The 26048-nt window shown below is 60.1% G+C and carries 22 protein-coding genes and 2 tRNA genes; 5 read left to right on the forward strand and 19 right to left on the reverse strand.

The window, feature by feature from the left end:
* Positions 1-57: 57 nt before the first annotated feature.
* The 6 genes from rplI to rnr form a co-directional block, all read right to left on the reverse strand.
* The gene (gene rplI, locus ACOYXJ_RS06575) at positions 58-504 is read right to left on the reverse strand and encodes a 50S ribosomal protein L9 (protein WP_003186385.1); all 447 of its coding nucleotides are present in this window, start codon (positions 502-504) and stop codon (positions 58-60) included.
* 19 nt (positions 505-523) lie between these two features.
* A complete protein-coding gene (locus ACOYXJ_RS06580; protein ID WP_016983782.1) occupies positions 524-1417 on the reverse strand; it encodes a hypothetical protein in 894 nt (297 codons plus the stop codon).
* A 36-nt stretch (positions 1418-1453) separates the two neighbouring features.
* Positions 1454-1684 carry a 30S ribosomal protein S18 gene (rpsR, locus tag ACOYXJ_RS06585; protein WP_002551829.1) on the reverse strand — a complete coding sequence of 77 codons (231 nt, stop codon included), beginning with the start codon at positions 1682-1684 and terminating at the stop codon, positions 1454-1456.
* A 28-nt stretch (positions 1685-1712) separates the two neighbouring features.
* Complete coding sequence (gene rpsF / locus ACOYXJ_RS06590; RefSeq protein ID WP_038360383.1) at positions 1713-2135, reverse strand: 30S ribosomal protein S6; 423 nt, start codon at positions 2133-2135, stop codon at positions 1713-1715.
* 312 nt (positions 2136-2447) lie between these two features.
* On the reverse strand, positions 2448-3212 hold the full coding sequence (gene rlmB, locus ACOYXJ_RS06595) for a 23S rRNA (guanosine(2251)-2'-O)-methyltransferase RlmB (protein WP_127925618.1): 765 nt from the start codon (positions 3210-3212) through the stop codon (positions 2448-2450).
* Positions 3209-5839 carry a ribonuclease R gene (gene rnr / locus ACOYXJ_RS06600; protein WP_150795618.1) on the reverse strand — a complete coding sequence of 877 codons (2631 nt, stop codon included), beginning with the start codon at positions 5837-5839 and terminating at the stop codon, positions 3209-3211. The genes rlmB and rnr overlap by 4 nt, the downstream gene beginning before the upstream one ends.
* Positions 5840-6065: 226 nt before the next feature.
* Between rnr and ACOYXJ_RS06605 the strand changes: the two genes are divergently transcribed.
* The 4 genes from ACOYXJ_RS06605 to ACOYXJ_RS06620 all read left to right on the forward strand — a co-directional run bounded on the left by ACOYXJ_RS06605 (position 6066) and on the right by ACOYXJ_RS06620 (position 9186).
* Positions 6066-6152: transfer RNA gene (locus ACOYXJ_RS06605), tRNA-Leu, on the forward strand.
* Between the two features lie 180 nt (positions 6153-6332).
* Positions 6333-6419 (forward strand) — tRNA-Leu (locus tag ACOYXJ_RS06610).
* Positions 6420-6610: 191 nt separating this feature from the next.
* Positions 6611-7621, forward strand: a complete 1011-nt coding sequence (locus ACOYXJ_RS06615) for an extracellular solute-binding protein (RefSeq protein WP_460368572.1) — start codon at positions 6611-6613, stop codon at positions 7619-7621.
* Positions 7621-9186, forward strand: a complete 1566-nt coding sequence (locus ACOYXJ_RS06620; RefSeq protein WP_186612910.1) for an ABC transporter permease — start codon at positions 7621-7623, stop codon at positions 9184-9186. Before ACOYXJ_RS06615 ends, ACOYXJ_RS06620 begins: the two co-directional genes overlap by 1 nt.
* Positions 9187-9278: 92 nt before the next feature.
* Here ACOYXJ_RS06620 and ACOYXJ_RS06625 read toward each other — a convergent pair whose 3' ends face one another.
* The 12 genes from ACOYXJ_RS06625 to ACOYXJ_RS06680 all read right to left on the reverse strand — a co-directional run bounded on the left by ACOYXJ_RS06625 (position 9279) and on the right by ACOYXJ_RS06680 (position 24279).
* Positions 9279-11213: a methyl-accepting chemotaxis protein gene (locus tag ACOYXJ_RS06625; protein WP_110719632.1), complete on the reverse strand. Its 1935-nt coding sequence runs from the start codon at positions 11211-11213 to the stop codon at positions 9279-9281.
* 140 nt (positions 11214-11353) lie between these two features.
* Positions 11354-12643, reverse strand: a complete 1290-nt coding sequence (locus ACOYXJ_RS06630; RefSeq protein ID WP_016984782.1) for an adenylosuccinate synthase — start codon at positions 12641-12643, stop codon at positions 11354-11356.
* A gap of 54 nt (positions 12644-12697) precedes the next feature.
* The gene (locus tag ACOYXJ_RS06635; protein WP_038360371.1) at positions 12698-13885 is read right to left on the reverse strand and encodes an ATP phosphoribosyltransferase regulatory subunit; all 1188 of its coding nucleotides are present in this window, start codon (positions 13883-13885) and stop codon (positions 12698-12700) included.
* Positions 13886-14198: 313 nt separating this feature from the next.
* Entirely contained in the window at positions 14199-15068 is an 870-nt protein-coding gene (hflC, locus tag ACOYXJ_RS06640; RefSeq protein WP_007915830.1) for a protease modulator HflC, read from the reverse strand.
* A complete protein-coding gene (gene hflK, locus ACOYXJ_RS06645; RefSeq protein WP_016984785.1) occupies positions 15068-16243 on the reverse strand; it encodes an FtsH protease activity modulator HflK in 1176 nt (391 codons plus the stop codon). The genes hflC and hflK overlap by 1 nt, the downstream gene beginning before the upstream one ends.
* Positions 16244-16339: 96 nt before the next feature.
* Positions 16340-17641, reverse strand: a complete 1302-nt coding sequence (hflX, locus tag ACOYXJ_RS06650) for a ribosome rescue GTPase HflX (protein WP_095120629.1) — start codon at positions 17639-17641, stop codon at positions 16340-16342.
* A gap of 12 nt (positions 17642-17653) precedes the next feature.
* On the reverse strand, positions 17654-17914 hold the full coding sequence (gene hfq / locus ACOYXJ_RS06655; RefSeq protein WP_007902656.1) for an RNA chaperone Hfq: 261 nt from the start codon (positions 17912-17914) through the stop codon (positions 17654-17656).
* 95 nt (positions 17915-18009) lie between these two features.
* A complete protein-coding gene (gene miaA / locus ACOYXJ_RS06660) occupies positions 18010-18981 on the reverse strand; it encodes a tRNA (adenosine(37)-N6)-dimethylallyltransferase MiaA (RefSeq protein ID WP_460368578.1) in 972 nt (323 codons plus the stop codon).
* Positions 18981-20882, reverse strand: coding sequence for a DNA mismatch repair endonuclease MutL (mutL, locus tag ACOYXJ_RS06665; RefSeq protein ID WP_401044870.1), 1902 nt, complete (start codon positions 20880-20882; stop codon positions 18981-18983). The genes miaA and mutL overlap by 1 nt, the downstream gene beginning before the upstream one ends.
* Positions 20883-20890: 8 nt before the next feature.
* The gene (locus tag ACOYXJ_RS06670) at positions 20891-22264 is read right to left on the reverse strand and encodes an N-acetylmuramoyl-L-alanine amidase (RefSeq protein ID WP_401044867.1); all 1374 of its coding nucleotides are present in this window, start codon (positions 22262-22264) and stop codon (positions 20891-20893) included.
* 57 nt (positions 22265-22321) lie between these two features.
* The gene (gene tsaE, locus ACOYXJ_RS06675) at positions 22322-22792 is read right to left on the reverse strand and encodes a tRNA (adenosine(37)-N6)-threonylcarbamoyltransferase complex ATPase subunit type 1 TsaE (RefSeq protein ID WP_007915806.1); all 471 of its coding nucleotides are present in this window, start codon (positions 22790-22792) and stop codon (positions 22322-22324) included.
* Positions 22780-24279, reverse strand: a complete 1500-nt coding sequence (locus tag ACOYXJ_RS06680) for an NAD(P)H-hydrate dehydratase (RefSeq protein ID WP_460368581.1) — start codon at positions 24277-24279, stop codon at positions 22780-22782. The genes tsaE and ACOYXJ_RS06680 overlap by 13 nt, the downstream gene beginning before the upstream one ends.
* Before the next feature lie 63 nt (positions 24280-24342).
* Here ACOYXJ_RS06680 and queG point away from each other — a divergent pair, with 63 nt between their 5' ends.
* Positions 24343-25422 carry a tRNA epoxyqueuosine(34) reductase QueG gene (gene queG / locus ACOYXJ_RS06685; protein ID WP_095120634.1) on the forward strand — a complete coding sequence of 360 codons (1080 nt, stop codon included), beginning with the start codon at positions 24343-24345 and terminating at the stop codon, positions 25420-25422.
* Here queG and ACOYXJ_RS06690 read toward each other — a convergent pair.
* A complete protein-coding gene (locus ACOYXJ_RS06690) occupies positions 25404-26015 on the reverse strand; it encodes a trimeric intracellular cation channel family protein (RefSeq protein WP_095120635.1) in 612 nt (203 codons plus the stop codon). The two genes, queG and ACOYXJ_RS06690, sit on opposite strands and share 19 nt — an antisense overlap.
* Positions 26016-26048 lie beyond the last annotated feature (33 nt).

A 26048-nucleotide genomic window follows, 5' to 3' on the forward strand; every position in this document is an offset into this window, starting at 1 on the left:
AGGATCGTGCCCGATGTTAACCGTCTGACGGACAAGCCGCCAGCCGATCAGTGTTGCTTAAGCTGCTACCACAACAACGCGTACGGTGGCTTCAACTTCGGCGTGCAGGTGCACAGCCACGTCGAATTCACCCACGTTGCGGATGGTGCCGTTCGGCAGACGAACTTCGCTTTTCGCAACTTCAACGCCGGAGGCGGTCAGTGCGTCAGCGATGTCGTGAGTACCGATCGAACCGAACAGCTTGCCTTCGTCGCCAGCGGTGGCAGTGATGGTCACTTCCAGCTCGGCCAGTTGGGCAGCACGGCTTTCAGCCGATGCTTTACGGTCTGCGGCAGCTTTTTCCAGCTCAGCACGACGCTCTTCGAACGCAGCCAGGTTGGCAGCGGTCGCAGCGGTAGCTTTGCCGAAAGGCAGCAGGTAGTTACGGCCGTAACCGGCCTTAACGTTTACTTTGTCGCCCAGGTTGCCCAGGTTGGCGATTTTTTCCAGAAGGATCAGTTGCATGTGGAAATCCTCTTAACTTTTAACCTTCACCGTTCGCGTTATCGGTGTCTTTCGACACGTGACGACCGCGAAAATCAATCAGGCTGTCGACAATGGCCAGGACCACGAGCAACGGATAGATCAGCTGCATGAACAGCAGCAGCGTGACGTACAACCCCACCAGCCAGAAACCGGCCAGTCGCTTCTGCCCGACCAGCCCGTGAATCAGGGCAAGTCCGGCGAACACCAGCGGTACACTGCACAACGGCGTCAACATGGCCATCTGTGCACCGAGATTCGGGCCCAGAAGCATCAACGCCAGCAGTAACATCGCCGGCCCCAGCGGGATCCGGATGGCGCGAAACTCGCGACCAAAACCACCCGGGTTGTACAACAACGCCTGCCAATGCCGCCCGACAATCAGGCTCAGCACGCTGACGATTTGCAACAACGCCGCAATCAGTCCGGTCAGGACTGGTGCGATCAGGGACGCGAAACGCGCTTGCTCATCGACCGACAATTGCTTGTAAGTCTCACCGAGAAGCGCCGGCATGACCTTTATCAAGGCCTGCGCGAGCATCTCGATCTGGGCCGCAAACGCTGCCCCGAGCACCACTGAAAACACCACTCCAATCACTACGCTGACCAGCAGCGTGCGAACCCAGGACTCACTTGCGCGCAAAACCAACGCAAGTCCCGAAGACCCCAGCAGCACCAGAAGTGCCCGTGGGTCATCGGCATACAGCCACCAGATCAATGCCGGCAGCAGCCCCAGAGACAGAACACCCAGGGCGTCCGTCAGTCCGCGCCGCAGCAGCACAAGGCTCCCGGCGGCAGCGCCCAACCAATACAACAACGGCAATGTTGCACATCCGGCCACCACGAGAGTGGCCTGCATACGGCCTCGCATGATGAACTCAGCTAAGGCACGCATGCATTCAATCCTTTGCTACTTGTCGACTGCCCGGTCTCAGCGGCCGTGGCTGTCGGTGTAGGCCAGCAGGGCCAGGAAGCGGGCGCGCTTGATAGCGGTGGCCAGCTGACGCTGATAACGAGCTTTGGTACCGGTGATGCGGCTTGGAACGATTTTGCCGGTCTCGGATACGTAGGCTTTCAGAGTGTTGAGATCTTTGTAATCGATCTCTTTCACGTCTTCAGCGGTGAAGCGGCAGAATTTACGACGACGGAAGAAACGTGCCATTTGATAGGCTCCTTAAAAGGTCCGTGGATTACTCGTCAGCGTTATCGCTGTTGTCGCTGTCATCACTATCAGCGCTATCAGCGCCTTCGTGCTCAGGACGGTCGCGACGCTCACGGCGCTCACTGCGGTTTTCTTCAGCCTTGAGCATCTCGGACTGGCCAGTAACGGCTTCGTCGCGACGGATGACCAGGTTACGGATCACTGCATCGTTGTAGCGGAAGTTGTCTTCCAGCTCGGCCAGGGCCTTGCCAGTGCACTCAACGTTCAGCATCACGTAGTGAGCCTTGTGAACATTGTTGATTGCGTAGGCCAGTTGACGACGGCCCCAATCTTCCAGACGGTGGATTTTGCCGCCGTCTTCTTCGATCAGCTTGGTGTAACGCTCAACCATGCCGCCGACTTGCTCGCTTTGATCCGGGTGGACCAAAAAGATGATTTCGTAATGACGCATGAATGCTCCTTACGGGTTGTAGCCTGCCGCTCAAAAACGGTCAGACAAGGAGTGAATGACACTTATGGACTTGCTGGCGCGGGGCACATGCGTGCCTGCCGTCACAGCAAGGGGCGCAATTGTAGAGAAGGGACAGAAGAGGTGCAAGGCAATTGGTGATTATTTGAACAACCACCCATTTATGCACACCACAAAACACTGTGGGAGCGAGCCTGCTCGCGAATGCGATACATCAGGCAACATTAATGTCGTCTGACACACCCCTTTCGCGAGCAGGCTCGCTCCCACATTTGAACCGCTTTCAGCTCAAGACTACTTCTTCGCGGCAGCCTTGGCCTTGGCACCGCGCTGACGCTGCGCTTCAAACAGGCACACGCCAGTTGCCACGGATACGTTCAGACTGCTGACGCTCCCGGCCATCGGCAGCTTTACCAAATAATCACAGTGCTCGCGAGTCAGACGACGCATGCCTTTGCCTTCAGCGCCCATGATCAGGATGGTCGGGCCGGTCAGGTCCTGGTCATAAATGCTGACCTCGGCCTCACCCGCCGTACCGACAATCCATAAACCGCGCTGCTGAAGTTTTTCCAGGGTGCGAGCGAGGTTGGTTACCGCAACCAACGGAATCACTTCCGCCGCACCGCAAGCGACTTTCCGCACGACCGGGGTCAAAGTTGCCGATTTGTCTTTCGGCACGATTACCGCCAGCGCACCGGCCGCATCGGCCGAACGCAGGCAGGCGCCGAGATTGTGCGGATCGGTCACGCCGTCGAGCACCAGCAACAGAGGCGCGCCTTCGGTGCGGTCGAGCAGTTCATCGAGCATGGCTTCGCCCCAGACCTGACTCGGGCTGACTTCCGCGACTACGCCCTGATGCACGCCTTCAACCCAAGCGTCCATTTCGCGACGTTCGGCCTGGCCGACCTGAACGCGATTTTCGTTGGCCAGTTCAACCAGAGTCTGCACGCGCGGATCGTTGCGGCTTTCCGCCAGCCAGATCTGCTTGACGCGTTTCGGGTGGTGACGCAGCAACGCTTCTACTGCGTGAACGCCGTAGATTTTTTCCAACTGACTCATGACTTCGCCTTCGGTTTACGTGCCCCGCCACTTTTGGCTGGAGCCGAACCCGCTTTTGGCGGGCCTTTACGGTGTTTGCTCGGTTTGGCTGGCTTGCCGCCGGTGGCCTTTTCAGGCGCCGACCGTCCGGTCTTTCCCCCGGACGCCGCTTTACCACCGTTTTTGGCATCGGAAAGCAGGGCTTTCTTCATTTCACGGCTTTTGCGCAACTCGGCGTTTTTCGCCACGGCGTCGCTTGGGCGATAGGCTTCGGCAGCTTTCTCTTTAGCAGGGCGACGACCAGCGGTTTTCGCTGGAGCCGCTTCGGCTTTTTCCTTCGCGGCGGGTGCGGCAGTTTCAGCACCACGCTTTTTCCGACCGATCGGCGCGCTGATGGTTTTTTCAGCCATCTCGAAGTCGATCTTGCGCTCGTCGAGGTCAACGCGCATCACGCGCACTTCAACGGTATCGCCGAGGCGGAAGCTACGACCGGTGCGCTCGCCCGCCAGGCGGTGATGCACAGGGTCGAAGTGGTAGTAATCGCCCGGCAGCGCGGTGACGTGCACCAGGCCTTCGACGTAGATATCGGTCAGTTCGACGAACAGACCAAAACCGGTCACGGCGGTGATCACGCCCGGGAACGACTCGCCCACGCGATCCTTCATGAACTCGCACTTGAGCCAGTTCACCACGTCGCGGGTCGCTTCGTCAGCACGGCGCTCGCTCATCGAGCACTGCTCGCCGAGTTGCTCCAGCGCTGCCTCGTCGTACGGATAGATACGCGCTTTCGGAATGGTCATCGCGCCGGCACGACGAACGTGCGGGGTGTCCTGTTTCGAATGGATCACGCTGCGGATTGCGCGGTGCGTGAGCAAGTCCGGGTAACGACGGATCGGCGAGGTGAAGTGAGTGTAGGCTTCGTAATTCAGGCCGAAGTGACCCTGGTTGTCAGCGCTATACACCGCTTGGCTCAGCGAGCGCAGCATCACGGTCTGGATCAGGTGGAAATCCGGACGATCCTTGATGCTGGCCAGCAGTGCCTGATAGTCCTTCGGCGACGGGCCGTCCTTGCCTTTGTGCAGGGACAGGCCGAGTTCACCGAGGAAGGCACGCAGTTTTTCCAGACGCTCCGGTGGCGGGCCGTCGTGGACGCGGTACAGCGCAGGAATTTCGTGCTTCTTGAGGAATTCGGCGGTGGCCACGTTGGCCGCCAGCATGCACTCTTCGATCAGCTTGTGCGCGTCGTTGCGGGTGGTCGGACGGATTTCGGCAATCTTGCGCTCGGTACCGAAGATGATTCGGGTTTCCTGCGTTTCGAAATCGATCGCGCCACGTACGTGACGGGCAGCCAACAGCACCTTGTACAGCGCATAAAGCTGCTTGAGGTGCGGCAGAACGTCGTTGTACTCACCGCGAAGCTGACGCGCCTCGGTGATTTTCGGCGTTTCCAGCATCGCGCTGACTTTGTTGTACGTCAGACGAGCGTGGGAATGGATCACCGCTTCATAGAAGCAGTAGTCAGTCATCTCGCCGGACTTGGAGATGGTCATCTCGCAAACCATGGCCAGACGATCGACGTGCGGGTTCAGCGAGCACAGGCCGTTGGACAGTTGCTCAGGCAGCATCGGCACGACGCGCTCGGGGAAATACACCGAGTTGCCGCGTACTTGCGCTTCGTTGTCCAGCGCCGAACCGATTTTCACGTAGCTGGAAACGTCGGCAATTGCCACGTACAACTTCCAGCCGCCGGAGAACAGGCGCAGCTTGCCCGGTTTGGCTTCGCAATAAACAGCATCGTCGAAGTCGCGGGCATCTTCGCCATCGATGGTGACGAACGGCAGATGGCGCAGGTCGACGCGCTTCTCTTTGTCTTTCTCTTCGACTTCCGGCTTGAGCTTGGCGGCTTCTTTCAGAACCGCTTCAGGCCAGACGTGCGGGATATCGTAGGTGCGCAGGGCAACGTCGATTTCCATGCCCGGCGCCATGTAGTTGCCGACCACTTCGACCACATCGCCTTGCGGCTGGAAGCGCGGCGTCGGCCAGTGGGTGATTTTCACCTCGACGAACTGACCGATCTGCGCGTTGGCGTTGCGGCCCGGGGTAACCAGCACTTCTTGCTGGATCTTCGGGTTGTCGGCAACAACAAAACCGATACCGCCCTCTTCGAAGTAGCGACCGACGATGGTTTCGTGAGCACGCGACACCACTTCAACGATCACGCCTTCGCGGCGACCGCGACGGTCGAGACCGGAAACACGGGCCAACGCACGGTCGCCGTCGAATACCAGACGCATTTGCGCCGGGCTCATGAACAGGTCGTCGCTGCCGTCGTCCGGCACCAGGAAGCCGAACCCGTCACGGTGACCGCTGATGCGACCGAGGATCAGATCAAGCTTGTCGACCGGCGCATAAGTGCCACGACGGGTGTAGATCAGTTGAGCGTCGCGCTCCATGGCGCGCAGGCGGCGGCGCAGGGCTTCGACCTGGTCTTCTGTGGTCAGACCAAACTCTTCGACCAGTTGCTCACGGGCAGCAGGCGAACCCCGATCGGCGAGGTGCGCCAGGATCAGTTCGCGGCTAGGAATAGGGTTTTCATATTTTTCCGCTTCACGAGCGGCCTCGGGATCGAGGGACTGCCAATCGGCCATTAGAGAGTTTTCACCTTGTCTATATGCGGGTTAGTTTGGCATAGGCGCCATGAAACGGGAAATTTCCGACTCTATAAGGCCCAACAGAGGCCCTGTAGCGACGCTGGCAAGCCGTTTTGACCACCGCTGGTAAAAAAAATCATGTTTTTTGCTGACAGGGGTTTACAGTTAAAAAGACGCTCCGTATAGTGCGCGCCATCGACGACGCACAAGCGTTACCGATACTGCCCAGATGGTGAAATTGGTAGACACGCCAGCTTCAGGTGCTGGTGACCTTACGGTCGTGGAAGTTCGAGTCTTCTTCTGGGCACCAATTTCGAGCTTGAGACTAGATCAGTTTCGAGGCTCACACAAAACCCGCGAAAGCGGGTTTTTTGCATTCTAAGCCCGGGTTTTCTTAAAACTGATTTATTAAAATTAAATCAGGGGTTTACAGATCAAAAGGCGCTCCGTATAGTGCGCCACATCAACAGCGGCAACGCTAGCGATGATTGCCCAGATGGTGAAATTGGTAGACACGCCAGCTTCAGGTGCTGGTGACCTTACGGTCGTGGAAGTTCGAGTCTTCTTCTGGGCACCAATTCAAATTCAAGGTTACGGCCTTGGATTTCACAGAAACCCGCGAAAGCGGGTTTTTGCGTTTCTGGCTTCCAGAAATCCATCACCACCCCGTCTATCAAAACGCCAGCCCCACCGCAAGGCGCACTTGAGAAACAATATCGTTTATCATTGTTGCAAGTTTTTGCAATGCGACAGTGAGGAACCCTGCGAATGACGTTTCGAAATACCCTGCGCCGAGGCTTGACCTTTACCCTTCTCGGCCTGGCGCTCGCCACTCCCCTCACCCAGGCTGCCGATGCGGTTTCCCTGACGCTTTATAACGGCCAGCACAAGGAAGTCGGCGACGCGATCGCCAAAGCCTTCGAAGCCAAGACCGGCATTCACGTCAATGTGCGCAAAGGCAGCAGCAATCAGCTCGCCAGCCAGATCATCGAAGAAGGCGACCGCTCCCCTGCCGACGTGATCTACACCGAAGAATCGCCACCGTTGAACAATCTTGGCGAACTGGGCTTGCTGGCCAAGACTGATGACGCCACTCTGGCGGTTTTGCCGGAAAAATACGTCGCCGGTAACGGCACCTGGATTGGCGTAACGGCGCGCGTTCGTGTGGTCGCCTACAACCCGAAACTGGTCGATGAAAAAGACCTGCCGAAATCTGTGATGGAATTCTCCGATCCGCAATGGCAAGGCAAAGTCGGTTTCGTACCGACCAGCGGCGCCTTCCAGGAACAGGCCGTGGCGATCATCAAGATGCACGGTCGCGATGCCGCCGAAGAATGGCTGACCGGCCTGCGCGCTTTCGGCAAGACCTACAGCAACAACATGGTCGCCCTCAAAGCCGTGGAAAACGGCGAAGTTGCCACCGTGCTGGTGAACAACTACTACTGGTTCGCCCTGCAGCGCGAGAAAGGCAAACTGGACTCAAAACTGCATTACTTCAGCGGCGGCGACGTCGGTGGCTTGATCACCGTGTCCAGCGCTGCCGTGCTGAAATCCAGCAAACATCCAAAAGAAGCCCAGCAATTCCTTGCCTACATGGCCAGCGAAGAAGGTCAGCGCGTGATCACCCAGACCACCGCCGAGTATCCGCTGCACAAAGGCATGGAATCGGATCGCGGGCTCAAGCCGTTCGGCGAGCTGGAAGCGCCGAACGTAACGCCAGCCGATCTGGGCAACGCCGAAGAAGCACTGGAACTGGAACGTGAAGTTGGCTTGAACTGATGGCCGCATCGTTATCCGCCCCCGCCGCGCGCGGGGGTTACGTACCAAGGCGCAAACGGCCATCGATCTGGCTGGTGCTGCCGGTGTTATTGCTGGTGGTACTGAGCCTGTTGCCGCTGGCCTATGTCGGGCTCAAAGCCTGGCAGGCCGGTTGGGCCGAGGCCTTGCACTTGCTGTGGCGCCCGTATGTGTTCGGCCTGCTGCGCAACACTCTGGCATTGATGGTTGGCGTCACCCTCACGTGCGGCGTGATCGGTCTGTCGCTGGCCTGGCTGCTGGAGCGCAGCAACTTGCCGGGGCGACGCCTGTGGGGCGTGATTCTGTGCCTGCCGTTCGCGGTGCCCGCGTTTGTCAGCAGCTTCACCTGGGTTTCTTTGAGTGCGCAGTTCGAAGGGCTTGGCGGGGCGATTCTGGTGATGAGCCTGTCGAAGTACCCGCTGATCTTCCTGCCAGTGGCCGCGACGCTGCGCAATCTCGATCCCTCCCTTGAGGAGTCGGCTCGCACCCTCGGGCAAAATCGCTGGGGCGTGTTTTTCCGCGTCACCCTGCCGCTACTCTGGCCATCGTTGCTGGCCGGCTCTCTGCTGATTGCCTTGCACATGCTGGTCGAGTTCGGCGCACTGTCGATCATCGGCCTGCAAACCTTCACCACGGCGATCTATCAGCAATTCGAACTGGAATTCAGCAACGCCAACGCGGCGATGCTGTCGGCCGTGCTGCTGGCGCTGTGCCTGGTGTTGCTGTGGCTGGAGCTGCGCGTACGCGGCAAAGGTCGACATGTACGTACCGGGCAAGGTGCAGCGCGGCAGGCTGAACAGGTTCGACTCGGACCATGGGCAGCAGTCGGTCAGCTGTATTGCCTGATGCTGGCGATTGTCGGCAGCGGGATTCCACTGGGGATGCTGGCGTATTGGCTCGCGGTCGGTTCGTCGGCGGCTTTTCCGGTGGCCGCTATTACTGAAGCACTGCTTTCTTCTTTGGCGCTTTCTCTAGGCGGTGCGGCATTGTGCCTGGTGCTGGCCGTGCCCGTCGGATTGTTGGTCGTGCGCTACAAAGGCCAACTGGCGATCTGGGCCGAACGCCTGCCGTATCTTCTGCACGCGCTGCCGGGTCTGGTGATTGCGTTGACGCTGGTGTATTTCGCCCTGCATTACGTGCCGGCGCTGTACCAGACTTCGGGATTGCTGCTGATCGCTTATGCGTTGCTGTTTTTGCCGCTGGCGCAGGCGCCGATTCGCACGGCCCTGAACAAGGCTGCGCCGCAGCTGGAAGAAGCTGCGCGGACGCTGGGCGCTTCGTCGTTCACGGCGTTTTGCCGGGTGACGTTGCCGATCATCTTCCCGGCATTGGGCGCGGCGTTTGCACTGGTGTTTCTGGATGCGATGAAGGAATTGACCGCGACGTTGTTGTTGAGTCCGACCGGGCTTAATACGCTGGCGACTGAGGTGTGGGCGCATACCGCGAACGTCGAGTTTGCGGCGGCGGCGCCTTATGCTGCGTTGTTGATTTTGGTGTCGGGATTACCGGTGTATCTGCTGACGACCCGGATGTATTTGAGCCGCTGAAATAACTATCGCGAGCAGGCTCACTCCTACATTGGAATGCGTTCCCCCCTGTAGGAGTGAGCCTGCTCGCAATGAAGCCAAACCAGACAGCATCAAGCCCTGAACTGCCCCAGACTCGCCTTCAGCTGCGCCGCCAAACCATCCAGCACCTTGCCACTGGCCGTGGTCTCCACCACCGCCTGCGCCGCTTTCTCGGCCTGTGCATGAATCGTTTCGACTCGCCCGCGCACCGCCTGCGCACCTTGCGCCTGATGCGCCGCCGCTTGCGTCGCCAGGCCAATCGCCGCATGCACTTGCTCGACCGACGCCTGCACTGATTGCTGCAACCGCGCACTGTCACGCAACACCAGCAAGCCTTCGCTGGCCTGACGCCCGGCCTGACCGATCGCCTCGACCGCCTCACGCGCGCCCTGCTGCAACGCGACAATATGCGCCTGAATGTCGCCGGTGGAGCTTTGCGTCTTGCTCGCCAACGCCCGCACTTCGTCCGCCACCACCGCAAACCCGCGGCCGGTCTCACCGGCACGCGCCGCTTCGATCGCCGCGTTGAGCGCCAGCAGGTTGGTCTGCTCGGCAATCCCGTGAATCACCGTCAGCACCACTTCAATCTGCTCGCTCTGCTGCGCCAGCCGCTCGATGACTTTTGCCCCGGTATCTACCTGTCCGGCCAGCGCTTCGATCAAGCTGCCGACCTTGGCAGAGGTGCGGGTGTTTTCATCGGTAGCCTGACGAATATCGACCACTTGCTTCAACGCCGCCTGCATCGCGTGGCTTTCCGATTGTGCCTCATCGGCCATCTGCGATAGCGCGCGCAGGCTCTCCGCTACTTCATCACGCTGCATACCTGCTGCCGCATCCGCACCGGCATTGCGCAACGTCATCGCGCCGATTTCCACACCGGTACGCTGCGCGACATCACCCGCCTCGCGCACGATCGGCTGCAACTTATCCACAAAGCGATTGACCGCCGAAGCCATATCACCGATTTCGTCCTTGCTGTTGATCTGCACACGCTTGGTCAGGTCGCCCTCGCCCGCCGCCAGATCATCCATCGCGGCGTTGAGCATCTTCAGGCGATTGACCACGCGATGGCCGAGCACGACTGCCAGCAATAGCAGCACACCACAGCCGACCAGCGCCAGGCCCATGCCGATCCGCCAGCGCAAGGTTGCCGCTGCTTCCTGAACGGTATTGGCGGTATTGGATTTCATCTCGGTCGCAGTGGACTGCGCCGACTGCAGGCGCGACTGCATGGCTTTGGCACTGTCTGCGGCAGCGCCCTTGAGACTGTCGCCGACCAACTGATCACTGCTGGCGATCAGCGCCGAGAAGCGCTTGTCCAGTGCCGCCAGATCGGTTTCCACCGAGGCTGTGGAGACACCCATCAGCACCTTGCCGATTTCCACGCCGTTGGGATTGATCGAGGCTTCAAGGTAGTAGACCGACGGATCGTTCTTCGCCGCATCCAGTACTTTATCCAGCGCACGCTCGCCCTGGCCTTTTTCCAGCAAGGCCTTGTTGATCGGGTTTTCGCGGTTGAGATAACGGGTCAGGTGCTGGCCAGTGGCGTCGTCGTAGACCACGAACAGCACGTTGGGATTGCGCTGGGCACGGCGAGCGAACTCGGACAGGGTCGGGACGTCGCTGTCCCACATGGCACGCGGCGCTACCGAGGCGAGCAATTGCGCCATGTCATTGGCCGAATCCTTGAGATCCTTTTCCAGCGTCGCACGCAGCTGCGCCTGCTCGTCTTTCAGGCGCGAAGACAGGCCGGCAGTAAGTCGCTGACGCGTACTGGCGGACAAGGCATCGAGGCTCGACGTGACCTCACGCCCGGCCTGCTCCAGCTCACCGGAGAGTTTCTGGCTGTCGGCGCCCAAACGCACCGCCAAATCAGCCTCCAGCGCCGTGACGGTGCTCCGCGTCAGGGCAACAGCCACTAACACTTGCACCAAAAGGGCGATACCAAGGGTAACGAACACAGGCCGCAACAAACGGCTTTGTAACAGTGAGAGAACGGCCGACACTGTGAATACCTCTACTTCTGACGCCATTAATTTGATGGCACTCTTGTAGACAGATTCACAGCAAAGGTCATGCCGTCCAACAGGCATAAACGACAAAGGCCCCGATGAAGGGGCCTTTGTGTTTTTACATCAACGGCTTATCAAGCAAACGGATGACGCAGAACGATGGTTTCGTTGCGGTCCGGGCCCGTCGAAATAATGTCGATCGGCGCGCCGATCAGCTCTTCAACGCGCTTGATGTAGGCACGAGCGTTAGCTGGCAGCTCTTCCAGGGTTTTCGCACCCACGGTCGATTCGGTCCAGCCCGGCACTTCTTCGTACACAGGCTGCAGGCCTACGTAGCTGTCAGCGTCGGTCGGCGCAACGGCATTGCCTTCGGCGTCTTTGTAGCCGACGCAGATATTGATGGTTTCCAGACCGTCGAGTACGTCCAGCTTGGTCAGGCAGATGCCCGAGATGCTGTTCACATCGATAGCGCGACGCAGGATAACGGCGTCGAACCAGCCGCAACGACGGGCACGGCCGGTGGTCGCACCGAACTCGTGACCTTGCTTGGCCAGGTGTGCACCGACTTCGTCGAACAGCTCAGTCGGGAATGGACCCGAACCAACGCGAGTGGTGTAAGCCTTGGTGATGCCCAGGATGTAATCCAGGAACATCGGGCCAACGCCCGAACCGGTCGCCACGCCACCAGCGGTGGTGTTGGAGCTGGTCACGTACGGGTAGGTACCGTGGTCGATGTCGAGCAACGAACCCTGGGCGCCTTCGAACATGATGTCTTTGCCGGCGCGACGCAGGTCGTGCAGCTCGGCAGTCACGTCGAGCATCAGCGGCTTCAGCAGCTCAGCGTATTCCTTGCACTCGGCCAGGGTCTTTTCGAACTCGATGGCCGGCTCTTTGTAGTAACCGACCAGCATGAAGTTGTGGTAATCCACCAATTCACGCAGCTTGTCTTCGAAGCGCGGCATGTTCAGCAGGTCGCCAACACGCAGGCCACGACGTGCAACCTTGTCTTCGTAAGCCGGGCCGATGCCGCGACCGGTGGTACCGATCTTCAGCTCGCCACGAGCCTTTTCACGGGCCTGGTCCAGCGCCACGTGGAAGGACAGGATCAGCGGGCAGGACGGGCTGATACGCAGACGCTCGCGCACCGGTACGCCTTTCTCTTCCAGCTTGGTGATCTCGCGCAGCAGGGCGTCAGGTGCAACCACCACGCCGTTGCCGATCAGGCACTGCACGCCTTCGCGCAGCACGCCCGACGGGATCAGGTGCAGGACGGTTTTCTCGCCGTCGATCACCAGTGTGTGGCCAGCGTTGTGGCCACCTTGGTAGCGCACTACGGCGGCAGCATGTTCGGTCAGCAGATCAACGATCTTGCCTTTGCCCTCATCACCCCATTGGGTGCCCAGGACTACGACATTCTTACCCATAACACTTGTCCTCATTCGCGCAAACTTGGTGCCGGCGATGGCCGGCAGGAAAACTCAAGAAGCCAGTGGCGATACTTGCCAAAGCCCGTTCTGCTGAATCAATTGCCGGTCGCAGTCCGCATCACGGGCGGCGGCCAAAGGTTGCCCAGGCAAAGCCTGAACGACACGCTGACCCTCACTGCGCAACTGGCAAACCTGCTGCCAGAGTGCCGCATCCGTACTGTCAGGCATCCAGATACCGCCAGACGGTAGCTCGATCTCAGCACGCCCCAGGGTCACCAGGGTTTTCAAATCGGTGGAAAAGCCTGTCGCTGGACGGGCGCGACCGAAGTCGGCACCGATGTCGTCGTAACGACCGCCCTGAGCGATGGACTGGCCAACGCCCGGCACGAACACCGCGAACACCACACCGGTGTGGTAGTGGTAGCCACGCAGCTCGCCAAGGTCGAAGTACAACGGCAGATCCGGGAAACGTGCCGACAGACGCTCGGCGATCGCCAGCAAATCTTCCAGTGCCGCCAAAACCGGCGCCGGTGCATTGGCCAGTCGTTCGCGGGCAGCGCTCAACACTTCACGGCCGCCACACAGGTCGACCAGCGCGCGCAGCATGCCGGACAAGTCGGCCGGCAAGCCTTCGGTCAAGGTAATGACCTCGTCGATGGCCTTGCGTTGCAGCGCATCGAACAACTGCTGCTCGACTTCACCGGACAGACCGGCGGCACGTGCCAGACCACGGTAGATGCCGACATGACCGAGGTCCATGTGCACGTCCGGCACATCGGCCAGTTGCAACATGGCCAGCATCAGGCTGATCACTTCAACGTCGCTGCTAGGGCTGGCATCGCCGTACAACTCGGCGCCCAACTGAATCGGGCTGCGCGAGGACGACAGTGCACGCGGCTGCGCATGCAGCACGCTGCCGGCATAGCACAGACGGCTCGGGCCTTCGCGACGCAGGGTGTGCGCATCGATGCGCGCCACTTGCGGCGTGATGTCGGCACGGAAACCCATCTGCCGGCCCGACTGCGGGTCGATGACCTTGAAGGTACGCAGATCCAGGTCCTGGCCCGCGCCGGTCAGCAGGGATTCCAGGTACTCGATATGGGGAGTCACGACAAACTCGTAACCCCAGCTCTGGAACAGATCCAACACCTGACGACGCGCGACTTCAATGCGCGCCGCTTCCGGTGGCAGTACTTCTTCGATGCCATCTGGCAGCAGCCAGCGGTCTACCGTTGCCATTACGCCATTCCCCTTTGATCCGGGCGGCCAGCCTGCGGGCGAGCCTTGAGTGAAGCAGAAAATGACTGAACCGTTCAAAACGCACGCGCATGAACGACGCGGCGAAAGGCCTGTTAGCGGCTTCGCCCATCACTTTCCTCGAAATACTCTCGGGCCATTCAACCCGATGCCTGCAACAAAAAACAGCAATCAAACGTGCAGACGCAAAAAAGCCGGGAATTTCCCGGCTGCCGCATCATACACACGTTTTCCCAAAGGATCACCCCGCCCGAGGTATTAGCCGCCGGGCGGAATGATTCAGGTCAACGGCGTATCAAGGCTTGGCCTTTTCCAGGTAGTGGAAAAAGTCGCTGCTTGGGTCGAGGACCAATACGTCGGATTTGTTCGCGAAGCTTTCACGGTAGGCGCGCAGGCTACGATAGAAACTGTAGAACTCCTGATCCTGACCGTAGGCCTTGGAGTAGATCGCAGCGGCCTGGGCATCACCGTCACCGCGAACCTCTTCGGATTCACGATAGGCTTCAGCCAGCAGCACGCGGCGTTGACGATCGGCGTCAGCACGGATGCCTTCCGCCAGCTCGTTACCCTTGGCGCGGTGCTCGCGAGCTTCACGCTCACGCTCGGTGCTCATACGTTCGAACACGCTGCGGTTCACTTCTTTCGGCAGATCGATGGTCTTGACCCGGACATCGACCACTTCGATACCCAGCTCTTTTTCCGCCATTTTGTTCAGCGAAGCAGTGATGTCAGCCATCAGTGCATCACGCTCACCCGACACCACTTCGTGCAGGGTGCGCTTACCGAACTGGTCACGCAGACCGGATTCCAGACGACGGGACAGACGCTCGTCAGCGATTTGCTTCAGACCGGAAGTCGCGGTGTAGAAGCGCTCGGCATCTTTCACGCGCCACTTGGCATAAGCGTCGACCATCACGGCTTTCTTTTCCAGGGTCAGGAAACGCTGTGTCGGTGCATCCAGCGTCATCAGACGTGCGTCGAATTTACGCACCTGGTTAACGTAAGGCACTTTCACATGCAGGCCAGGCTGAACATCGGCCTGCACCACACGACCGAATTGCAGCAGCACCGCACGCTCGGTCTGAGCGACGATGTAGAAGCAGTTCCAGCCCACCAGTACCACAACGACGCCAACGATCAGGGCGATCAGCGATTTATTGCTCATCAGCGGGTCTCCCTTGTACGCGACTGCGGCAGGTCAGTGACATGCGGCGTGACGTCCGTGTTGTTGCTGGCGGCAGCCGAACCGGTGACCGGTGCATTGCTGCCCGAACTGTTCTGAATCATCTTGTCCAACGGCAGGTAAAGCAGGTTGCTCTGGCCGTTTTTGTTACCGGTCACGAGTACCTTGCTGGTGTTGCTGAAGACTTCCTGCATGGTGTCCAGGTACAGACGCTGGCGGGTGACTTCAGGTGCCTTGCGATACTCGGCGACCAGCTTGGTAAAGCGATCAGCCTCACCCTTGGCGCGCGAGACCGTTTCGTCACGGTAACCGTTGGCATCTTCAAGGATGCGCTGGGCCTGACCACGGGCTTCCGGCACGACGCCGTTGGCGTAGGTTTCAGCCTGGTTGCGCGAACGCTGCTCGTCTTCACGGGCGCGGATCACGTCATCGAAGGCTTCCTGCACTTCACGCGGTGCCGCTGCGCTCTGTACGTTGACCTGAGTAACGGTGATACCGGTGCGATAGGTATCGAGGAAGCGTTGCAGACGTTCCTTGATTTCGCTGGCCATCAACTCACGACCTTCGGTCAGCACCTGGTCCATGGCAGTGGAACCCACCACGTGGCGCAGGGCGCTGTCGGTCGCATGCTGCAGGCTGATTTCCGGCTGATCGACGTTCAGCACGAAATCCTGCAGGTTGCTGATCTTGTACTGCACGGTCAATGGCACTTCGACGATGTTCTCGTCTTCGGTCAGCATCTGGCCCTGCTTGGTGTAGGCACGCTCACGCGTGACGTTTTCCATGTACTTTTTGTCGATCGGCGGGAAGTAGATGTTCAGGCCCGGGCCGACAGTCTCGTAGTACTTGCCGAAGCGCAGCACCACAGCCTGCTCCTGCTCGTCGACCACGTAGACCGCGCTGTACAGCCAGACAGCCGCCAGCACAACGAGGCCGATGCCGAGCAGGCCGCCGAAGCCGCCACCACTCCTGCCCGAACCACCGCCGTCATCACCACCGCGTTTCTTACCACCACCGAACAACCCGTTCAGGCTTTCCTGCAGCTTTCGGAAGGCCTCGTCGAGATCCGGTGGCCCCTTGCGGTCGCCGTTATTGCGGCGCTTGCCACCCCAAGGATCCTGATTATTCGAGTTGCCACCCGGCTCATTCCAAGCCATAGCGCTCTCCATCTGATAAAGCAAAGACGCACCCACGGCGCGCCGACCAATGCTACAGAATGCCTGCCGTTGCGGCACAACCGCTTTGTCAGGCTTTTATTGCAAAGTGTGTTGCTCGATGAACTCCATCGGCTGCAATCCTTCGCGGCTTACCAGTCGATTCAACTCGACCCGGGGCAAACGAACGGCCAGCAAACTGATGCCTTCTTCGTCGTGTTCTTCTTTCTGTACCGCGCCGAGCTCGAAAAACTGCGCACGCAGTCGGGCGAATCGTTGCGGCAAACGCAGGGTACCGACAAACAAATCACTGCCAAGTAATTCGGCGATGGCTTGTTCAAGCAACTCCAGACCACTGCCATCTCGCGCCGACAGCCAGACCCGCTGGGGCTTGCCGTTTTCGTCGCGCTGGATTTGTGGCTCAACGCCTTCAAGCAAATCGAGTTTGTTATAGACCTCGAGGATCGGCAAGTCCTGGGCACCAATCTCGCCCAGTACCACCATCACCTGCTCGATCTGCAACATGCGATCCGGTTCCGCCGCGTCAATCACGTGCAACAACAGGTCGGAGTTGGCCGACTCTTCGAGGGTAGACCGAAATGCTTCGACCAGCTTGTGCGGCAAGTGACGAATGAAGCCCACCGTGTCCGCCAGGACAATCGGCCCCAGGTCGTCCAGATCCAGACGACGCAGGGTCGGGTCCAGCGTGGCGAACAATTGGTCGGCCGCGTAGACGTCGGATTTCGTCACGTTGTTGAAGAGAGTGGATTTGCCGGCGTTGGTGTATCCCACCAGAGAAACGGTAGGAATATCCGCGCGGGAACGGCCGCGTCGCGATTGCTCGCGCTGACTGCGCACTTTCTCCAGGCGGCCCTTGATCTGACGCAGGCGCACCCGCAGCAAACGGCGGTCGGTTTCCAGCTGGGTTTCACCCGGACCGCGCATGCCGATACCACCGCCCTGACGCTCAAGGTGAGTCCAGCCGCGAACCAGCCGGGTGCTCATGTGATCAAGCTGGGCCAGTTCGACCTGGAGCTTGCCTTCATGGGTACGCGCGCGTTGGGCAAAAATATCGAGAATCAGACCGGTACGGTCGATCACGCGACACTCGAAAACACGTTCGAGGTTACGTTCCTGACTGGGCGTGAGGATGTGATTGAAAATCACCAGATCGGCTTCTTCAGCCTTGACCAGGTCGCGCAACTCCTCGACCTTGCCGCTGCCGATCAGAAATTTGGCGGTTGGCCGATGACGCGGCACGTTAAAAAACGCAACGGTCTCGGCGCCGGCCGAATTAGCCAATTCCTGAAACTCCTGCGGATCTTCGCGCGCCTCAGGGTCCTGTCCATCCAAGTGAACGAGGATCACTCGTTCACCACCACCGTGGCGCTCAAAGAACAAAGGAGACTCCTATCAGGCGTTACCTGGCTCAGCGTCACCTGCTTCGGATTCGGTTGCGCTAGGCAGACGAATTGGACGAACCGGCACTACTGTCGAGATAGCGTGTTTGTAAACCATCTGGCTTACGGTGTTTTTCAGCAGGATCACGAACTGGTCGAACGACTCGATCGTGCCTTGCAGTTTGATACCGTTGACCAGGTAGATGGAAACCCCAACTTTCTCTTTACGTAAAGTATTCAAGTAAGGGTCTTGTAGCGAATGCCCTTTTGACATGTGCCGCACTCCTTTAAGGATTCAATAATAAAAAATAGGTAATTCAGATGGCTTTGGCCGCCACACCCCCAAGGATAGACGGCAATTGCAAGGACTCAGCTCAATATGGAGATGGTCCCAAGGTATTTCAAGGCGCGTGGCAGATTGTCGCAATCAAGACTGTCCAGCCAGTGTAGATCCTCCCAGCTGCGCAGCCAGGTGAACTGGCGTTTGGCCAACTGGCGCGTGGCGATGATGCCGCGCTCCTGCATTTCGGCTAACGTCAGCTTGCCATCCAGGTAGTCCCAGACTTGGCGGTAGCCTACCGCACGTATAGACGGCAACCCTGAATGCAGGTCACTTCTTTTACGCAGGGCTACGACCTCGTCGATGAACCCCTGTTCCAACATATTTGTGAATCTTTGTTTAATCCGCTCGTGCAGTACCTGACGATTCGCCGGGGCAATGGCCAAGTTCGCGACAGTATAGGGCAATTGTTGCAGTCCCGAAGCGGCTGCTTCAGTACTTTGCGCAGATTGTTGCTCGCGCAGCTCTGTCATGCTCTGACCGCTGACTCGATAAACTTCCAGCGCTCGACTCAGACGCTGCGGATCGTTCGGGTGAATTCGCGCCGCTGATACCGGATCGATGACCGCCAATTGGTCGTGCAGGGCTTGCCAGCCAAGGCGTGCAGCCTCTTCTTCGATCTGCGCACGGACCTCGGGATCGGCGGCCGGCATGTCTGCCAGGCCTTCGACCAAAGCCTTGTAATAGAGCATCGTGCCGCCGACCAGCAGCGGAATCTTTCCGCGCGCGGTGATCTCGGCCATGGCTTGCAGGGCATCGCGACGGAAATCCGCGGCCGAATAGGCCTCGGCCGGGTCGAGAATATCGATCAAGCGGTGCGGATATTCGGCCAGCAGTTCTTTCGAAGGCTTGGCCGTGCCAATGTCCATGCCGCGATAGACCAGCGCCGAATCAACGCTGATCAGCTCGCACGGCAGCACCTTGGTCAGCTCGATGGCCAGATCGGTCTTGCCCGCAGCGGTCGGGCCCATCAGGAAAATCGCTGGAGGGAGCTGGCTCATCAACGACCGCGCAGGAACAGTTTGTCCAGATCGTCCAAGCCCAATTGGGTCCAGGTCGGTCGGCCATGGTTGCATTGACCGCTGCGCTCGGTGTTTTCCATGTCACGCAGCAGACCGTTCATTTCCGGCAGGGCCAGGCGCCGGTTGGCGCGAATCGCGCCGTGACAGGCCATGGTGCCGAGCAATTCGTTGAGGTGCGCCTGAATCCGGTCGCTGGTGCCGTACTCCATCAGGTCCGAGAGCACGTCGCCGACCAGGCGATTGGCCTCAGCTTGCTTCAACAGCGCCGGTATTTGACGGATTGCCAGGGTTTCCGGGCCCAGGCGCTGCAATTCGAAGCCCAGACGCTGAAACCATGCCGCGTGCTCTTCAGCACAATCGGCCTCGCGCTGGCTCACGGCCAGGGATTCCGGCACCAGCAGCGGTTGGCCACTCAGGCCTTCGCTGGCCATGGCGATTTTCAGGCGTTCGTACATGATCCGTTCGTGGGCGGCATGCATATCCACCAACACCAGACCTTGGGCGTTCTCGGACAGAATATAAATGCCTTTGAGCTGCGCCAGCGCGTAACCGAGCGGCGGAATGTCTTCCTGACCGGCCGGCAATGCGTTGGCATTGGCTTCCGGCAGCGGTGCGAAAAACTCTCGATAAGCAGCTTGTGCCTCGGCAGCCGGCGGCATCGCCGATTGCGGGCGTGGCGTGTATTGATACTGGTAAGCGCCGCCAGCGCTGGCACCGGACGAGGTATTGAACGCCGGTTGCGCCTGCGGTTGCTCCAGCAGCGCATTGGCCGCCAGACGCATTTCACCCTGCGGGCCGAACTCACCGGCATCGAGGCCCGTCGGCCGCACGACAGCCGTGGTCACGGAACCGGCAAGCTGATCTTCCGGACGCACGTCGCCCAAAGCGCGGTGCAACGTGCCATAAAGGAAGTCATGCACCATGCGCCCGTCACGGAAGCGCACTTCGTGTTTGGTCGGGTGCACGTTGACGTCGACGGCCGCCGGATCAACTTCGAAAAACAACGCAAAGGTCGGGTGACGGCCGTTGAACAGCACGTCGCGATAGGCCTGACGCACGGCGTGGGCGACCAGTTTGTCGCGCACCGCCCGGCCATTTACAAAGAAATACTGCAAATCCGCCTGACTACGGTTGAAGGTCGGCAAACCGACCCAGCCCCACAGGTGCAAGCCGTTGCGCTCGATCTCGATCGGCAATGCCTGCTCGAGGAAACCCGAACCGCAGATCGCCGCCACACGCCGGGCGCGGGCCGCATCATCGTGGGCCTCGTGCAGGCTGAGGATGGTCTTGCCGTTGTGGCGCAGATGAAACGCCACGTCGAAGCGCGCCAGCGCCAGACGTTTGATCACTTCTTGCAGGTGATCGAATTCGGTCTTTTCGGTCTTGAGGAATTTGCGCCGCGCCGGGGTGTTGAAGAACAGGTCGCGAACCTCCACCGAGGTGCCGACCGGGTGCGCCGCCGGTTGCACGCGGGGCGCCATGTCACGGCCTTCGGTTTCCACCTGCCACGCTTGATCGGCGTCGCGGGTGCGCGAGGTCAGGGTCAGGCGCGCCACGGAGCTGATCGACGCCAGTGCTTCACCACGGAAACCGAGGCTCATCACCTGCTCGAGGTCTTCCAGATTGCGGATCTTGCTGGTGGCGTGACGAGCCAGCGCCAGCGGCAGGTCATCGGCAGAGATGCCGCTGCCATCGTCGCGCACCCGCAGCAACTTGACGCCGCCCTGCTCGACGTCGACGTCAATGCGTTTGGCACCGGAGTCGAGGCTGTTTTCCAGCAACTCCTTGATCACCGAGGCCGGACGTTCAACTACCTCACCGGCGGCGATCTGGTTCGCCAGCCGAGGGCTGAGCAGTTCAATGCGGGCAGCGGCGTTCAGCGCTTCGTTCATTCTTTGGACGCCAGTTCGGTGCCTGGAATGGTCAAGTGCTGACCGACTTTCAGCTCATCGCTTTTCAGGTTGTTGGCGGCACGCAGCGTGGCCGGTGACACCTGATAACGCACACCGATCATTGCCAGCGTTTCACCCGGGCCAACACGGTGGTCGCGCGGGCCTTGGGCGATCTTGCCAGAATCACGCAGCCAGGCGATGTACGTGCCCGGTGGCGGATTCTGCTGGAAGAACTGACGCACGCCACTGCTGATCGAGCGCGCCAGCGCTTGCTGGTGGCTCGATGCCGAGAGCTTGTTGGCTTCGTTGGCGTTGGAGATGAAGCCGGTTTCGACCAGGATCGACGGGATGTCCGGCGATTTCAGCACCATGAACCCGGCCTGTTCCACGCGCTGTTTGTGCAGCGGCGTGACGCGGCCGATGTTGGTCAGGACTTTCTGGCCGACGTTGAGGCTGGAGGTCAGCGAGGCGGTCATCGACAGGTCGAGCAACACGCCCGCGAGCATGCGGTCCTTGTCGTCGAGGCTGACGTTGCCGGCACCACCAATCAAGTCGGAACGGTTTTCGCTGTCGGCCAGCCAACGGGCAGTCTCCGACGTTGCACCACGATCAGACAGGGCAAACACCGAGGCACCGAAGGCTGCAGCGGATGGCGCAGCGTCGGCGTGAATCGAGACGAACAGGTCGGCGCCCTTCTTGCGGGCGATTTCAGTACGTCCGCGCAACGGGATGAAGTAGTCGCCGGTACGGGTCAGCTCGGCACGGAAGCCTTTCATGCCGTTGACCTGACGCTGCAGTTCACGGGCGATCTGCAGTACCACGTCTTTTTCACGCTGGCCACGCGAGCCGGATGCACCCGGGTCTTCGCCACCGTGGCCGGCGTCGATCACGACAATAATGTCGCGCTTGCCGGCCGGGGCTGGCGGTAACTTGATTGCCGGTTCGGTCGGGGTTACCGGCACCGCTGGCACAGTGGCCACCTGCGGTGTTGGCGCCGGCGGCGGTGCGGCGTCGGCCGGGTTGTCGAACAGGTCGACCACCAGACGGTTGCCGTACTGCGCGTTCGGCGCCAGAGAGAAGCTTTTCGGGGTGACGGCTTTCTTCAGATCGATGACCACGCGCAGATCGGTCGGCGTACGCTGGGCCGAACGCATTGCGGTGATTGGCGTGTTCGCGGTCTGCACATTCAGCGGTGCACCGAGGGTGGCGCCGTTGATGTCGATCACCAGCCGGTCCGGCGAGGTCAGGGTGAAGACGCTGTGCTGCACCGGGCCGCTCAGGTCAAAGACCAGTCGCGTGTTGTCCGGCGCCCGCCACAGGCGCACGCTGTTGACCTTTGAATCGGCCACAGCGTTGACGGTTACTGCCATCAACAACAGTCCAGCGGCAGCCACCAACGCGCGAAAGCGCATACCTAACCCCATCATTTAATTGGATTCCAATGCCAAAGCGGCACACCAGGCCTCGCCACGCGAGCCCTGGGATAAAATTTTCAGCGAACGCCCGCTGTCTTGCGGGCTAATGGTAATGGTCAGGTCAGGCTTTGGCAAAAAGCCTGCACCTTTATCGGGCCATTCGATCAGGCACATCGCGTCGTCTTCGAAGTAGTCGCGGATGCCGAGAAACTCCAGCTCTTCCGGATCGACCAGTCGATACAGGTCGAAGTGGAAAGCGCGGATGTCACCGATCTCGTAGGGTTCGACCAAAGTAAAGGTCGGACTTTTTACCGCACCAACATGGCCCAACCCGCGAATGATGCCTCGCGACAGGGTGGTTTTGCCCATGCCCAGATTGCCTTCGAGAAAAATCAGGCCATGGCCCTGGGTCACGCGGGCGATCCGTGCGCCAAAGTCGCTCATGGCCTGTTCATCGGCCAGGTACAGGGTTACTTCAGACACGGTGCTTGCTCCTCCAACAACTGACGAATGGCTGGAATCAGATCACTGGCCGCCAGCCCACGGCCGAATTTTCCTTGTTGCAGACCGGCATTGGCGTGCAGCCAGACCGCCAGGCAGGCAGCATCGAAGCCGTCCATGCCTTGCGCCAGCAGCGCGCCGGTCAAACCGGCCAATACGTCGCCGAGACCTGCGGTGGCCATGGCCGGATGACCTTGGTGACACAGCGCCAGACGTCCGTCGGGATGCGCGATCAGACTGCCCGCGCCTTTCAACACCACCACCGCTGTATATTTTTTGCTCAACGCCCGTGCTGCCGCTGGGCGATCCGCTTGCACTTGGGCAGTGCTGATCCCCAGCAAACGCGCCGCTTCGCCCGGGTGCGGGGTGATCACGCAGTCCTTGGGCAACTCGACCAGACCACTGGCCAACAGGTTCAACGCGTCGGCGTCCCAGACTTGCGGCAGTGCTGCGTTGGCTGCCGCCGACAACAGCGCCCGCCCCCAACTGGCCTGTCCCAACCCCGGACCAACCACCAGTACAGAAACTTTCTCCAGCAAACTCATCAACTGATTGGCCGACGAGGTTCCGAGCGCCATGGCTTCCGGCACTCGCGTCAGCGCCGCCGGGACGTGTTCAGGACGGGTTGCCAGCGAAACCATGCCCGCGCCGCTGCGCAAGGCGGTTTCGGTACTGAGCAGGATCGCCCCGCCAAAACCGTGATCGCCACCGATCAGCAACACATGGCCGAAGCGGCCCTTGTGCGAAGTCGGGGCACGCGCCGCCAACCGCGGAAGATTAGCTGCGTTGAGCCGTTGCGCGATGACCGGAATGTCACGATAGGTGTCGGCGCTGGCCTGCAGATCATTAAACAGTAAGGAGCCGATGTGATCCGCCGCCTCTCCAGTGAACAAGCCGAGTTTCAGCCCGATGAAAGTCACCGTCAGATCGGCTTGCACGGCGACACCCAGTACATGTCCAGTGTCAGCACATAGCCCGGAAGGGATATCAACGGCTGTCACCGGCAAACCGCTGGCGTTGATTGCTTTGATCGCCGACACGTAAGGCTCGCGCACATCCCCGCTCAAACCCGTACCGAGTAATGCATCGAGAATGACCCCGCGCAATTCACTTTGAGCCTGCCAGGCCTGCACCACGACACCTTCTGCCAACGCTGCGGCATGGGCCTGCGCGGCATCGCCCTGCAAACGCTGCGGATCGCCGACCGCCAACACCCGCACCTGCCAGCCGGCTCGCTGCGCCATGGCCGCGACCAGATAACCGTCACCGGCATTGTTGCCATGCCCGGCCAGCACCGTCAGTTCAGTTGCCGACGGCCATTGCCGCACCAACGCTCGCCACGTCGCATGCGCGGCACGCTGCATCAATTCGAAGCCCGGCGTACCGGCGGCAATCAGCCGTGCATCGAGTTCGCGCACCTGTGCGGCGCCATACAGCGCGTCGGGTAATTCATCTTTCGTGTGCGGCATGCGTCTTCGGGCTCCGATGTCTGGCAGAATTATACGCACCTCAGCTCCGGTTTCTCTCGCCTCATGTCCGCCATCACCACAGACCTGCCCGCCCTCGCCCAATCGATCAAGGATTGGGGCCGCGAGCTGGGCTTTCAGCAAGTCGGCATCAGCGGTCTGGATCTGGCCGAGCATGAGCAGCACCTCGCACGCTGGCTCGAGGCCGGCTACCACGGCGAAATGGACTACATGGGCGCCCATGGCAGCAAACGCTCGCACCCGGAAGAACTGGTGCCAGGCACATTGCGCGTGGTCTCGCTGCGCATGGATTACCTGCCCGGCGACACGCAAATGGCGCAAATGCTCGCGCAACCGGAAAAAGCCTACGTGTCGCGTTATGCGTTGGGCCGCGATTACCACAAATTGATCCGTAAACGTGTGCAGCAATTGGCTGACAAGATTCAGGCGCAGATCGGCCCGTTTGGTTTTCGTGCGTTTGTCGACAGTGCCCCGGTGCTGGAAAAAGCCATCGCCGAACAGGCCGGGCTGGGCTGGATCGGCAAAAACACCCTGGTACTGAACCGCAAGGCTGGCAGTTATTTCTTTCTCAGTGAGCTGTTCGTCGACCTGCCATTGCCGGTGGATGAGCCGCACAGCAGCGAACATTGCGGCCGCTGCACCGCGTGTTTGGATATCTGCCCGACCAACGCTTTCGTCGGGCCGTATGTGCTGGACGCGCGACGCTGTATTTCTTATCTGACCATCGAACTGAAAAACGCGATTCCTGAAGACCTCCGCCCGCTGATCGGCAACCGCGTGTTCGGTTGCGATGACTGCCAGATCGTCTGCCCGTGGAACCGGTTCGCCAAGCCCTCCGGGGAAAGCGACTTCAAGCCACGGCACAATCTGGACAACGCTGAACTGGCTGAACTGTTCATGTGGGATGAAGACAAATTTCTCAGCAGTACCGAAGGCTCACCGTTGCGTCGGGCCGGGTATGAACGCTGGCTGCGCAATCTGGCCGTGGGACTGGGCAATGCGCCCTCGAGCATTCCAGTACTGGAAGCATTGAAGGCGCGCCGTGACTACCCGTCAGCGCTGGTACAAGAGCACGTCGAGTGGGCGCTGAAGCAGCACGCCCAACGTCAAGGCGCGTCGTTATAAACGAACTTGGGCATTTCCCAGTGGAACCGGATTGCCAGCAGGCGCAGCAGGAAGCCGCCGAACAACGTGATCAGAATCGCCTGCTCGCTCGGTACGTTCAGGTACAGGCAAAGCATGTAACACCACGCCGCCGCGAACGAGACGCTGGCGTACAGTTCACGGCGGAAGATCAGCGGGATGTCGTTGCAGAAGATGTCGCGCAGGATGCCACCGAATACTCCGGTGATCACGCCGCTGACCGAGGCCACCAGCATGCCGTGGCCCATTTCCAGCGCGGTCATGCAACCGATCAGGGTGAAAGCCACCAGACCCACGGCGTCGAGCACCAGAAACAGCGAGCGCAGATGACGCATCCAGCGCGCGGTGAACACCGTGAACATCGCCGCTACCGAGGTCAGCACCAGGTATTCCGGATGTTTGACCCAGGTCAGCGGGTAATGCCCAAGCAACACGTCGCGCACCGAACCGCCGCCCAACGCCGTGACGCAGGCGATCAGCACCACGCCAAACCAGTCCATGCCGCGACGGCCGGCAGACAGCGCGCCGGTCATGGCTTCAGCGGTGATGGCAATCAGATAGAGCATCAGCAACATGGTGGCGATCCAGGCAGGAAGGCGCGCAGTCTA

The organism is Pseudomonas sp. Tul2A7 (genome assembly GCF_054790505.1).

Coding starts and splice junctions, on each gene's coding strand:
- rplI (WP_003186385.1), bottom strand. CDS start 504: ATGCAACTGATCCTTCTGGAAAAAATCGCCAACCTGGGCAACCTGGGC.
- ACOYXJ_RS06580 (WP_016983782.1), bottom strand. CDS start 1,417: ATGCGTGCCTTAGCTGAGTTCATCATGCGAGGCCGTATGCAGGCCACT.
- rpsR (WP_002551829.1), bottom strand. CDS start 1,684: ATGGCACGTTTCTTCCGTCGTCGTAAATTCTGCCGCTTCACCGCTGAA.
- rpsF (WP_038360383.1), bottom strand. CDS start 2,135: ATGCGTCATTACGAAATCATCTTTTTGGTCCACCCGGATCAAAGCGAG.
- rlmB (WP_127925618.1), bottom strand. CDS start 3,212: ATGAGTCAGTTGGAAAAAATCTACGGCGTTCACGCAGTAGAAGCGTTG.
- rnr (WP_150795618.1), bottom strand. CDS start 5,839: ATGGCCGATTGGCAGTCCCTCGATCCCGAGGCCGCTCGTGAAGCGGAA.
- ACOYXJ_RS06615 (WP_460368572.1), top strand. CDS start 6,611: ATGACGTTTCGAAATACCCTGCGCCGAGGCTTGACCTTTACCCTTCTC.
- ACOYXJ_RS06620 (WP_186612910.1), top strand. CDS start 7,621: ATGGCCGCATCGTTATCCGCCCCCGCCGCGCGCGGGGGTTACGTACCA.
- ACOYXJ_RS06630 (WP_016984782.1), bottom strand. CDS start 12,643: ATGGGTAAGAATGTCGTAGTCCTGGGCACCCAATGGGGTGATGAGGGC.
- ACOYXJ_RS06635 (WP_038360371.1), bottom strand. CDS start 13,885: ATGGCAACGGTAGACCGCTGGCTGCTGCCAGATGGCATCGAAGAAGTA.
- hflC (WP_007915830.1), bottom strand. CDS start 15,068: ATGAGCAATAAATCGCTGATCGCCCTGATCGTTGGCGTCGTTGTGGTA.
- hflK (WP_016984785.1), bottom strand. CDS start 16,243: ATGGCTTGGAATGAGCCGGGTGGCAACTCGAATAATCAGGATCCTTGG.
- hfq (WP_007902656.1), bottom strand. CDS start 17,914: ATGTCAAAAGGGCATTCGCTACAAGACCCTTACTTGAATACTTTACGT.
- miaA (WP_460368578.1), bottom strand. CDS start 18,981: ATGAGCCAGCTCCCTCCAGCGATTTTCCTGATGGGCCCGACCGCTGCG.
- ACOYXJ_RS06670 (WP_401044867.1), bottom strand. CDS start 22,264: ATGGCAGTAACCGTCAACGCTGTGGCCGATTCAAAGGTCAACAGCGTG.
- ACOYXJ_RS06680 (WP_460368581.1), bottom strand. CDS start 24,279: ATGCCGCACACGAAAGATGAATTACCCGACGCGCTGTATGGCGCCGCA.
- queG (WP_095120634.1), top strand. CDS start 24,343: ATGTCCGCCATCACCACAGACCTGCCCGCCCTCGCCCAATCGATCAAG.
- ACOYXJ_RS06690 (WP_095120635.1), bottom strand. CDS start 26,015: ATGTTGCTGATGCTCTATCTGATTGCCATCACCGCTGAAGCCATGACC.